10 protein-coding genes are annotated in these 11,556 nt (G+C 55.5%); 5 read left to right on the plus strand and 5 right to left on the minus strand.

The window, feature by feature from the left end; all coding sequences use genetic code 11:
- Positions 1 to 80 precede the first annotated feature (80 nt).
- Both NBV64_RS08830 and NBV64_RS08835 read right to left on the minus strand, forming a co-directional pair.
- The gene (locus NBV64_RS08830) at positions 81 to 1,244 is read right to left on the minus strand and encodes an NnrS family protein (RefSeq protein WP_009454535.1); all 1,164 of its coding nucleotides are present in this window, start codon (positions 1,242 to 1,244) and stop codon (positions 81 to 83) included.
- Positions 1,245 to 1,323: 79 nt separating this feature from the next.
- Positions 1,324 to 1,803, minus strand: a complete 480-nt coding sequence (locus NBV64_RS08835) for a MarR family winged helix-turn-helix transcriptional regulator (RefSeq protein ID WP_009454533.1) — start codon at positions 1,801 to 1,803, stop codon at positions 1,324 to 1,326.
- A 413-nt stretch (positions 1,804 to 2,216) separates the two neighbouring features.
- Between NBV64_RS08835 and NBV64_RS08840 the strand changes: the two genes are divergently transcribed.
- Complete coding sequence (locus NBV64_RS08840) at positions 2,217 to 3,356, plus strand: FAD-dependent monooxygenase (protein WP_009454531.1); 1,140 nt, start codon at positions 2,217 to 2,219, stop codon at positions 3,354 to 3,356.
- 268 nt (positions 3,357 to 3,624) lie between these two features.
- A complete protein-coding gene (locus NBV64_RS08845) occupies positions 3,625 to 4,941 on the plus strand; it encodes an MFS transporter (RefSeq protein WP_035274317.1) in 1,317 nt (438 codons plus the stop codon).
- 140 nt (positions 4,942 to 5,081) lie between these two features.
- Here NBV64_RS08845 and NBV64_RS08850 read toward each other — a convergent pair whose 3' ends face one another.
- A complete protein-coding gene (locus NBV64_RS08850) occupies positions 5,082 to 5,351 on the minus strand; it encodes a hypothetical protein (RefSeq protein WP_009454527.1) in 270 nt (89 codons plus the stop codon).
- Positions 5,348 to 6,151, minus strand: coding sequence for a YggS family pyridoxal phosphate-dependent enzyme (locus NBV64_RS08855; RefSeq protein WP_009454526.1), 804 nt, complete (start codon positions 6,149 to 6,151; stop codon positions 5,348 to 5,350). The genes NBV64_RS08850 and NBV64_RS08855 overlap by 4 nt, the downstream gene beginning before the upstream one ends.
- 77 nt (positions 6,152 to 6,228) lie before the next feature.
- On the opposite strand from NBV64_RS08855, the gene NBV64_RS08860 reads away from it, so the two are divergent.
- A complete protein-coding gene (locus tag NBV64_RS08860) occupies positions 6,229 to 7,536 on the plus strand; it encodes an aminotransferase class I/II-fold pyridoxal phosphate-dependent enzyme (protein WP_021446672.1) in 1,308 nt (435 codons plus the stop codon).
- Positions 7,537 to 7,637: 101 nt separating this feature from the next.
- Here the strand turns inward: NBV64_RS08860 and NBV64_RS08865 are convergent, their stop codons facing one another.
- The gene (locus NBV64_RS08865) at positions 7,638 to 8,507 is read right to left on the minus strand and encodes a DMT family transporter (protein WP_083053673.1); all 870 of its coding nucleotides are present in this window, start codon (positions 8,505 to 8,507) and stop codon (positions 7,638 to 7,640) included.
- A gap of 85 nt (positions 8,508 to 8,592) precedes the next feature.
- On the opposite strand from NBV64_RS08865, the gene NBV64_RS08870 reads away from it, so the two are divergent.
- Both NBV64_RS08870 and NBV64_RS08875 read left to right on the plus strand, forming a co-directional pair.
- The gene (locus NBV64_RS08870) at positions 8,593 to 9,102 is read left to right on the plus strand and encodes a MarR family winged helix-turn-helix transcriptional regulator (RefSeq protein ID WP_250757116.1); all 510 of its coding nucleotides are present in this window, start codon (positions 8,593 to 8,595) and stop codon (positions 9,100 to 9,102) included.
- 39 nt (positions 9,103 to 9,141) lie between these two features.
- Positions 9,142 to 10,809: a VRR-NUC domain-containing protein gene (locus tag NBV64_RS08875; protein WP_250757117.1), complete on the plus strand. Its 1,668-nt coding sequence runs from the start codon at positions 9,142 to 9,144 to the stop codon at positions 10,807 to 10,809.
- The last annotated feature ends 747 nt before the right edge of the window (positions 10,810 to 11,556 follow it).

An 11,556-nucleotide genomic window follows, 5' to 3' on the forward strand; every position in this document is an offset into this window, starting at 1 on the left:
AAGCAGGCACGGTCAAGCAGAAAATAAAGATAAACGGTGCCAGGGACTTTGCTTTTTAAAGTGTGGCGCCGACGCTGCGATCAGTTCAATCTGGGGCGAATCAACATGGGGGCAAACTGATGCAGGTAATTGAGCATGGCCAGAATCCAGCATAGGCCAGCCGCATGCAGCAAGGGCAGGCTCCAACTGCTTGGGATCAGGGCCAGCAAGCGCAAGACGCAGGCGGCAATCAGGAAACCGTAACCCAGCACCACTTTGGGTGTGGCACGCAAGGGGCGGCCTAAATGACCCAGGGCAGTACGGGTCAGCATGCCAATAATCATCACGCTGAAACCTGCCAGACCCACAATATGTACCGGCCAGGCTGCGCGCAGAATCCAGCCTGCTTCATACGCCGCAGCACTTAACAGACCCAGTGCCAGACCGGCATAGCCCAGGTACAGAATCCACAGCAGCGGCGTGTTGCGGCTGGCCCAGGGTTTCCAGCGTACCCATTGAAAGCAGGCGATCAAGCCCAAAGCGGCCAGAACCAGGGCTAAAGGCAAACGCCAGGGGCTTAGCGACAAGGCAATGGCGATGGCACTCAAGCCCATTTGCCAATGGCCGCTACGAGTTTGAGCAGGCAGGCTCAGGCCCGGCAAGGCGCGCATGGCAAAGAAGGGGATGATGCGACGGGCAATCAGCAAGGTGATCAAGCCCATGGTCCAGAAGCCGCTGTAGAAGTAGGGCATGGGGTCTTGCCCTTGCATCAGGCTGTACATGAACAGAGCATGGCTAAGACCCAAAGCCAGCATGGCGAGCGGAATACCGTAATTGCGCTTGTTGCGGGCGATCAGGATGACGCGCCCCAGTTCAGCTGCAGCAATGGCAAAAAAGAGGGCATCGAGCAGCAATGCCGCCATCATGCCATGGGGAAGTAGCAGGCTGAAGCGCGCCAGAATCCAGATCAGACACAAAGCCCCTAAAGAGGGGCCACGCAAGGTGGGTTGCCCCGTCCAGGTGGCGCTGGCAGTCAGCAAAAATCCCACGGCAATGGTGCCGATAAAGGCCCAGAGCATTTCATGGGCGTGCCAGTACAGGGAAGGGATGGCCGCATTGGCCAGCCATCCGGGCGTATAGAGCCAGAGCGCAATGCTGGCAGCGCCCCAAAGCGTGGCTAAAAGATAGAGGGGACGAAATCCCAGTTCCAGGAATGCGCGCCATTCTGGGCGGGTAGAGGCAGGGGAGGCAGTCAAAGGAGTCATGGCAGATCAGTTATAAGATGTATTTTAAATATATCTTAAAGGCCGAATAAAACATAGTCTCTTCAAGTGATGTTCAGCCTTATTCTTTGTCGCTCATATCCAGGGTGCTGTCTATCATTTTGCGCAGAAGATAGACGATGGCCACGCGTTCTGCGGGGTTCAGATTGCCCATGGTTAGTTCGCTGATGGTATGGGCGCGAGGGATGACACGATCGAGCAGGTCCAGCCCTTCCTGGGTCAACTCCACAATGACCTTGCGTCTGTCGTCCTTGTCCGGTGCCAGTTCAATCAGGTTGCGTGATTTCAGACGCTGAATAATGCCCCGTATAGTGGCCTGGTCGACCGCGGTCGCTTCGACCAGCTCGGTTTGCGAGCTGGGTCCATGGTCGCGCAGAGCGCAGAGCGTCACGAACTGAATCGCAGTTAGTTGGCTGTCGCCCACGTAATGCTGAAAGATGGCCGTATGCCGCTGGCCCGCCTTGCGCAGCAGGTGGCCGATTTGTTCGGTGACATCGTAGGACAAGGTTTGAGGCTCAGAAACGGGGGAGGTAGGCTGCATAGTCTTTCTGTCTTGTTGTGGAATGGGCAGGCCAGTTAAAGAACAACTGAGCAAGTATACCTTCCTGAGGACCGGTTCACGTCTGATCCAGATCAGTTATTTCGCGTTTAAAGCATCTGTTATTTCAGGGTGTGCACCGCAATAAATGAGTCTACACACTGTTAAATCGGAAAATTAAATAAATTTGAGGTATGGATATTCAAGGCTCGTTTTTGTTTTTGATTTTTTAATTAACTTCTTGATATTATTGTTTTAATAGCTTGTTTAAAGCTTCTTTATGGGCTGTTTAAATCTCCTTTGGATAGGTGTAAACCCTAGCTCAATCACCTGTTTTCATGCTTAAACTTAGTGTGTACACTACTAAAAAACATGTGGTGAGCACTTTTGATGAGTGCCGTGATTTGGAGCTAACGATGGAAAAAACAGTCAAGATTGCGATTGTAGGGGCCGGTCTTGGCGGAGCCGCTGCGGCGACTCTGTTGCAGCAAGCTGGCTTTGAGGTAGAAGTATTTGAGCAGGCGCCAGAATTCTCGCGTTTGGGTGCCGGTATCCACGTGGGCCCCAACGTGATGAAGATTTTCCGCCGCATGGGTCTGGAAAAAGCGCTGGACGATATGGGTTCGCACCCGGATTTCTGGTTCAGTCGTGATGGCGAAACGGGTGACTACCTGTCCCGTATCCCTTTGGGTGAATTTGCCAAGAAAGAATACGGTGCGTCGTACATCACCGTGCACCGTGGCGATATGCACGCTTTGCAAATTGACAGCATCAAGCCGGGCACCGTGCACTTTGGCAAGCGGTTGCAAAATCTGGTGGACCGTGGTGACGACGTTTTGCTGGAATTTGCCGATGGCACCAGCGTAACGGCTGACATTGTGATTGGTGCCGATGGCATCCACTCCAAGATCCGTGAAACCCTGCTGGGTGTAGAAGACCCGATTTACAGCGGCTGGGTGGCACACCGTGCCCTGATCCGTGGCGAAAACCTGGCTCGCTTTGCCGACGAGTTCGAGGACTGTGTGAAATGGTGGACAGACGACCGTCACATGATGGTGTACTACACCACTGGCAAACGTGATGAATACTATTTTGTGACTGGCGTGCCACATCCTGCCTGGGATTTCCAGGGTGCGTACGTAGACAGCTCGCAAGAAGAGATGCTGGCCGCATTTGAAGGCTATCATTCCACGGTTCAGAATCTGATCAAATCGACTGAAAGCATTACCAAGTGGCCATTGCGTAACCGTAATCCGCTGCCTTTGTGGAGCCGTGGTCGTTTGGTCATGTTGGGCGATGCATGTCACCCCATGAAGCCTCACATGGCTCAAGGGGCTTGCATGGCGATTGAGGATGCCGCCATGTTGACGCGCTGCTTGCAAGAGACCGGCTTGTCGGATTTCCGTACGGCTTTCGATCTGTACGAGCTCAACCGCAAAGAGCGTGCGACTCGTGTTCAGTCTGTCTCCAACGCCAATACCTTCTTGCGTACGCAAGAGGATCCGGCCTGGGTTTACGGCTACGACCTGTACGGCCAGGACCTGAAGTCCAGCTAAGCAGTGCACGGTGCTGAGTCCGGGAGCGATCCGGGCTCAGCGCATCAATCTGATCGGGTCCCGCTGTGTCTGGCCTGCCTTTATAGATAAAGCAGGTATGTCCAGTCGGGAGTCACCGTTGATACATCATTCTTCATCTGTAAACGGTCTGCAGCCCAATGGGGGGAATGCGGACGCGTTCAGGGCCCTGCTGTGTTCTGTCAGGCGCTGTTCTTAGGCAGTTTTCTGGTTCACCAGGCATACCAATAATTATCTGGAGATATACAAGGTGCATTCATCCATCCAAAGTCCCACGGCTGTGCCTGCAGGTCGGGACGGAAACGGAGATCTCTATAAGAAGATCGTCTGGCGTCTGATCCCCTTTCTGTGCTTTTGTTATTTGGCTGCTTATCTGGACCGCATCAACGTGGGTTTTGCCAAGCTGCAGATGCTCGATCATTTGCAGTGGAGTGAAACGGCCTACGGTCTGGGTGCAGGCCTGTTCTTTCTGGGCTACATCCTGTTTGAAGTGCCCAGCAACCTGATCCTGGAACGTGTGGGTGCCAAGCTGTGGATTGCCCGCATCATGATTACCTGGGGCATCTTGTCTGGCCTGACCATGTTTGTCACCACACCCACGCAGTTCTACATCCTGCGTTTCGTGCTGGGTGCGGCAGAGGCCGGCTTCCTGCCAGGTGTCTTGTACTACTTGACCCTGTGGTTTCCCACATACCGACGCGGCAAGATCATTGCCCTGTTCATGATTGGCCTGCCTTTGTCCAGCGTGATTGGTGGTCCTTTGTCCGGCTGGATTATTGGTCACTTTGATCACATGAATGGCTGGCGTGGTTGGCAGTGGCTGTTCCTTCTGGAGGCGATTCCTAGCGTGCTGCTCGGTTTCCTGACTTTCTGGGCCTTGCCAAACAACTATCAGTCTGCGAAATGGCTGAGTAATGACGAAAAATCTCGTCTGGCCGCTGACCTGGCTGCCGACGATGCCGAAGGCAAGGGCGTCAAGCACAGCTTTAAAGATGGTTTCTTCAACCTGAAAGTGTGGATGCTGGGCGGGATCGACTTCTCTATTCTATTGGGCACCTACTCCATCAGTTTCTGGATGCCGTCCTTTATCCGTGCGGCGGGTGTGCAGGATCCTTTCCAGATTGGCCTGATGACGGCGATTCCATCGATAGCCGGTGTGGTGGGCATGCTGATGATTGGTGCCAGCTCGGACCGCTGCCGTGAACGCCGTTGGCACTTGATCGTGCCGCTGACCATCGGTGCAATTGCGCTGGTTGCCAGTACCTTTGTGGCGCATCACGCCTGGTTGACCGTTCTGGCCTTCACCGTGGCTTCGGCTGTGATTATGGGTGCTGTGCCTGTGTTCTTCAGCTTGCCAGCGACGTTCTTGAAAGGCACTGCCGCAGCGACCGGTTTTGCTCTGGCATGTTCCTTGGCTAATATCGCCGGTCTGGTCAGCAACTCCCTGATTGGTTGGGTGACCGATCTGACAGGTTCGGGCAGCGCTGCTCTGTGGCTGTTTGCCGGTAGCTTGATGGTGAGCTGCTTGCTGGCTTTCGCCTTGCCAGCCAAACAGGTGAACCGCTAAGTTGCTGTTTGCTCCTGTCGTCTGAAACACAAAAACATACCCGGCTGTTAGCCGGGTATGTTTTTTTATGGTTGCGGCGTCTTGGGTACGCCGCTTTGCCGAACCACGGTGTCAGGCTTGTGACCGAACACCAATCAGGTTCAGGCAGTAACTTTGCTGCCCTGTTGCAACCAGGCTTGCAAATCAACAGTTTCGTACAAAACCTGTGCGCTTAGAACACGTATGCCGTGCGGGCCGCTATCCAGAATGCGGTGTTCGCCTTTGGCTTGTTGCAGTTCCAGTTCGCTGTCAGGCAGCGTCATCAGGTGGCGGGCCACGGTAAACAGCTGCTCGGGTGGGCAGCACGGGCTGGACTCAAAGTGTCCGATTTCTTTACCGTTTTGGCGGATGATCAGGCGTAGTGGATTCATGATGTTGTTGCCGTATCGGAGACGGGCCAGTAAAAGTTATTGGGCGTGGCGCGTGCACCAAAAATGGCTTGTCCAACGCGCACAATCGTGGAGCCTTCGGAAATAGCGACTTCATAGTCACCCGACATACCCATGGACAGCTCACGGATGTTTTCCGCGTGGGCAATGTCATTGCGCAATTGATCGCGCAAATTGCGCAGCAGGGCAAAACAAGGCCGTACCCGTTCCGGGTCAGCGTCCATCAAGGCCAAGGTCATCAGGCCTTTGACTTTCAAAGCAGAAAACTGTGGTAATTCGCGCACAAAAGCATGGACTTCTTCCGGGGGTAAACCGAACTTGCTGTCCTCGTTGGAGGTGTTTACCTGCACGAAAACGTCCAGACTGCGGCCTTCAATTTGCAAGCGGCGGTCCAGGGCTTCTGCGGTCTTGAGCTTGTCCAGTGCATGAAATTCAGAAGCAAAGCGTGCAACGGACTTGGCTTTATTGCTTTGCAGGTGTCCAATAACAGCCCATTCCAAATCTGGCAGTTCTTCGCGCAGGGCTTCGTACTTGCCTTCGGCCTCTTGCACCTTGTTCTCGCCCAGCAATCGGCAACCAGCCTGGTAAGCCAGGCGGATGCGATCAATCCCGAAGGTTTTGCTGACGGTGAGCAAACGTACATCGCCAGCGGCACGCCCGTAGCGCACACAGGCGGCATCAATTCGTTGTTGTACCAGGGCAATGCGTTCCCGAAATGCCTCTACACTGGTGGAGGTGGGATAATGCTCGGTGTGAAGTAGATCAGGGGCGGATTCGGACATGGCGCACCAGTAAGGAAGAAAAAAAAGATAAACTCGACCCTGCGGGTCGCGCATAAACTATTATGTCATAGGTCAAAATGAATATCCAGGGAAGCAATGCGAAGGAACTTTTCGATGATATCCGACAGCAAGTGGCACTGGGGCGAATCGCTCCGGGCCAGATTTTGCCGCCGGTACGCGAACTGGCTCAAACACTGGGCTTGAACCGCAATACGGTTGCCCTGGCATACAAGCGCCTGGTCTCGGCCGGGGTGGCCGATGCACAAGGCCGTCGCGGTACAAGGATTCGTGAAGCGATCCGGGAGCTGGCGCGGGAAGGGCATGGGGCCAGCTCGGCCTTGCAGGATCTGGCCAGTGGCAATCCGGCGCCGGGCTATTTGCCTGCACCTACCCAATTGATAGCCGGGGTGCGCGGTCAAACCCAGGCTTTGTACGGCGCCGATCCGTTGGTGCCCGAATTGCGCGCCGTATGTCAGCAGGTGTTCCATAAAGATACCCCCCCCGATACCGATTACCACGTCAGTTACGGCGCAGTCGACGCGATCGAGCGCTTGCTGCAAGCCTTTTTGCTGGCGGGCGATAAGGTCGGGATCGAAGATCCCGGCTACCTGAACAGCATCAACTCCGTGCATACGCTGGGCTACAAGCCAGTGGGTATTGCTGTTGATAGTGAAGGGATTGTGCCGGCCTCGCTGGAGGCGGCTTTGGAAGATGGTCTGCGCGCCTTGATTCTGACCCCGCGTGCGCACAACCCTACGGGATGTTCGCTAAGCCGTGCCCGTGCCAAGCAGATCGAGCAAATTCTGAAGCAGTATCCCGAATTGTTGCTGATGATTGACGACCACTTCTGGATGCTGGCCAGCAGCCCTTATCGAAATGTGATTCCTGCCGACCATTTGCGCTGGGCCTTGATCCGTTCGGTGTCCAAAGGCCTGGGCCCGGATTTGCGCGTGGCTCTGGTCGCGTCAGACCTGCAAACCAGCGAGCGCTTGTCGCAACGTCTGGCTTCGGGGGCTCAATGGGTCAGCCATCTGTTGCAGCAAATGGTGGTTCATGGGCTGACCGATGCCGACATCAAGGCGCAGACTCGTGTTGCACAAGCCGCTTACGTACAGGCTCGCGCCGATCTGATGCAAGCCCTGAAAAAGCAGGGCATTCCTTTTTGGGATAGCGAGGAAGGCTTCAATCTGTGGATTCCGCTGGATCGGGAAGCCGAGCCGGTACTGGCAGGCTTGGCCGCACGTGGCTGGCTGGTTCGATCCGGCCAAGTCTTTGGGGTGAGCAATCCCGCTCAAGGCTTGCGTGTCAGTTTTGCGAATCTGAATGCCAAAGACGCTCAACGCTTTGCAAGCGATTTGGCTCAAGTTCTGCAAGAACGCTATTAGTCACTATCTTGCTGCTTCTAGCGGAGTAGCAAGATAGTGAACTCTCTTACGCGCCCATCCAGATAGTTAATAGGGGCGCTATTTTTATGGGCGCGAGATGCTTATTTGGCGGGACGATTGCTGATCCACTGCACCGCCAGCACACTGCCCATCACCAGAATAATGCCCAGCAGGCTGGAGCCTGTCATGGCCTGACCCAAAATCAGCCACCCCAGAATTACAGCGGTCAAAGGGCTAAGCAGACCCAGCGAAGACACGGCCACAGAGGGTAAAACGGCAATCCCGCGGAACCACAGGGTATAGGCCAGGAGTGCACCGACCAGACACAGGTAGAGATAGCCACCGATTTGCACGCCGCTCAAGGAACTGTCCAGCGGTGGGTCCAGCCACAAGGCCAGAGGGGCCAGCATCAGTCCACCCAGCATCAACTGCCAGGCCGTGAAGGCCAGAATGGGCATGCCACTGCGCCACCGATGCGACAGGTACGTGCCCAAGGCCATGCACAGGGCCCCGACAATGGCCGCGACCATGCCCCAGGTATCCCATTGGCTCTCTGGCGATAGCAGCAAAATACCCATGCCGATAATACCGATCACGCAGGCGACCAGGGCCATGGTGACCGGACGTTTGCCTTCCAAAGCCCAGGCCAGGCCAATCACCACCAAGGGTTGAGCCGCACCCACAACGGCAGCCAATCCACCCGGCAGGCGGTAGGCCGCAACGAATAGCAAGGCTTGAAATGCCCCGATGTTCAAGGCTGCCAGAATCAGGGTCTTGCCCCAGTCGCCTGGGGCGGGCATGCGTCGGCTCCACAAGAGCAGCATCACGCCAGCGGGAAAGCAGCGCAAAAAGGCCGCGATAAAAGGGCGGTCGGGGGGCAGAATTTCTGTGGTCACAATGTAAGTGGAACCCCAGATGGCGGGGCCTAGTGCGGTCAAGGCCGTCACCAGCCAAAGGGAAAGTCGGTTCATGATGAAAGTATCTTGATGTCGAGATAAATGCCAGTGTAGGGATGATTTATCTTAATATCAAGATAAATATCGAAATCGAGAAATCATGAGCGAAGAACACGACGCGGTAGACCTGATCATTAATCAATGGCGCGAGCAGCGGCCAGACTTGCAGAACCTGGACGCCATGGCCTTGTTGGGCCGCATGACACGCTGCTTTCAACTGGTCCAAAAACAAATGAGCGAGAACTTCAGGTGTCACGGCCTGCAACTGGGCGAATTTGATGTGCTGGCCAGTCTGCGCCGCTCCGGCCCGCCGTATACCTTGGCGCCTACCGCCTTGTTTTCCACCTTGATGGTTAGCTCCGGCACCATGACGCATCGCTTGCAGGGCCTGGAAAAGCAGGGCTTGATCGAACGCATTGCTGACCCGGAAGACGCCCGCCGTATTCTGGTGCGTTTGAGCCCTGCAGGTCTGGCCTGTGTGGATGCGGTCGTGGTGGATCATTTGGCCAATGAAGAAAATTTGTTGGAAGGGCTGGATGCCACGCAGCGCCAGAACCTGAATACCTTGTTACGGGACTGGATGCGCTTGTTGGAGTCGCGCCCGGCTTGAAGGAGTGCTAAAGTAGCTGGATATATACACAGCCTGCTTATGATTCCGCCCGAGCTTCCTCCTTTTTATTATCTGCACAATTTTCACCAGGTTTTGCAGTGGGTACAGCACGCCAGTTCCGACCTGCTGGAGCCTGAACACGTCCAATGTGGCCATCGTTTTGGACATGCTTCCCAGCCTGCGCAAGCCTTGCTGGTACGCTTGCTGATGCGTAAAGGCCCGGTGTTCCGTATCGACAAGCTGCGTTATGCCGAGATCGAAAATTTGGAAGAGGCCGTGCAAGAGCTGGCGGCTTGCGAGCTGATAGAAACCGATCCTGAACTGGATCTGGAAACGTTGTTTGCTGTCCATACCGTTCCCGAGCTGCGCCGCTTGTTCAGCGAGCTGCCAGCCACCGGGCGCAAGTCAGACTATCTGGAATGGATTGGCCAGACGCAGGGCGAACAGGCCCGGCCTTTTACGCAGTGGTGTGCAGATCCCGGCCTGCACGCTCCGACGCTTCGTCTCTCACCACAAGTCATGCATTGGGCACAGCGTTTGCAACTATTGTTCTTTGGTAATCATTACCAGGACTGGTCCGAGTTCGTGCTCAGCGATCTTGGCTTGTATAGATACGAAACTGTGATTCTGGATCAGTCTAGTCGGGCGTTTCGACATAATGAGGACGTGCGCCTGTATGAAGCCTTGTCCGAGCTGCGTGATGCGCAAGACGAGGCCGATCCAGATCTGTGGGCCCAACGCTTTGCCGCTGTTCAGGCTGTTGAGACCGACAGTGATTGGCTTCAACGACGCAAGGCGAAAACCCTGTTTCAGCTAGGCCAGCAAGCCGAGCGCCAACATTGGTGGCCGTTGGCCGAGCAAGCCTATGTGCAGACCAACTGGCCGGGCGCCCGTTACCGTCAATTGCGGGTGCTGGAGCGTCAGGACAAGCATCAAGGGGCTTGGCCCTTGTTTTGTCAGGCGTGGGAGCAGCCCGAAAATGAGAGTGAAACCCAGAAGCTGCTGCGTATGCTGCCCCGGCTGCGTCGAAAACTGGCGGTAGAAGCTCCGCCCAGCCCGCCATCCACTAAACCTACAAGCCGCACGCAACGTAGTGATCTGGTTTTGTTTGATGACGGCAATCGGGTCGAGTCCCAGGTGTTGGCCCATTGGGATAGTCCCTTGGCTCCGGTTTTTTACGTAGAAAACGCCTTGTTTCCGGCCTTATTGGGATTGTTGAGCTGGGATGCCATTTTCGCTCCCTTGCCCGGTGCATTTTTCCACCCTTATCAAGCCTGTCCGGCCGATTGGGGTAACCCGGACTTTGTGTCGCGCAGACAAAACTTGTTTGATCAATCCTTAAGTGTGCTGGACGGTGCAGACTATAAAACCGTGATCTGGCAACGCTGGCAGCAAAAGCGCGGCATACAGTGCCCCTTGCTGATCTGGCCCGCCTTGGATGAATCCTTGATCGAACAGGCCTTGCATTGCATCCCCACCCAGCATTTGCAGCTGGTGTTCAAGCGTATCTTGCAGGATTGGCGGGACAACCGTTCCGGTTTGCCGGATTTGGTGCGCTTCATGCCGGCTCAGCAAAGCTATGAATTGATTGAGGTAAAAGGCCCCGGAGACCGCTTGCAAGACAACCAGCGGCGTTGGTTAAGTTATTTCGAGCAACATGCCATCCCTGCGCGTGTTTGCTATGTGACCCGGCCTGAATCACCATGAAAGCCTGGACGGTAGGTGTACGAGCCTTATGCGAATTTACTGCACGTAGCGGGGATCTGGACCTGCGCTTTACGCCTGCGGCCACAGCACAGGAAGGTATCCTTGGCCACCAGCAGCTAAAGCTGCGTCGCCCCGAGCACTATGAAGTCGAGGTGCCCCTGTCGTACGAGATGGAAGGACTGCTGGTGCGTGGTCGAGCCGATGGGTTTGATCCTGTCAGCAACTGCCTGGAGGAGCTGAAAACCTATCGTGGGGCCTTTGATGCTATCCCCGAGCACCATAGACGTCTGCATCAGGCACAAGCCAAGGTCTATGCCGCCATCTTGTGCCAGGAGCGTGATTTGCCGGGGATGACGGTTAGCGTGGTGTATTACCACGTGGACAAGCACAAAGAGACCAGCATCTCCGAGTATATGGAGCGCGCAGCGCTGTGGGCCTTTTTCGAGGAGCAATGCCGCGCTTATGTAGAGTGGGGGCGGCAGGAGCAAAAACACAGGCTGGCGCGCGATCAAGCTTGTACAGCGTTGCAGTTTCCCTATGAACAATTTCGTGCCGGTCAGCGACAGCTAGCCGTGGCCGCGTTCCGGGCCCAACGTGACGCACAGTGCCTCTTAGCCCAAGCGCCCACCGGTATTGGCAAAACCTTGGCCGTCGTATTTCCAGGCCTGAAGGCCATGCCCGAGGCGGGTTTGGACAAGCTGTTTTATCTGACGGCCAAGAACTCCGGTCGGCAAATGGCGCTGGACG

The organism is Alcaligenes sp. DN25, from assembly GCF_023674485.1.
Lineage (GTDB): Bacteria > Pseudomonadota > Gammaproteobacteria > Burkholderiales > Burkholderiaceae_B > Alcaligenes > Alcaligenes phenolicus.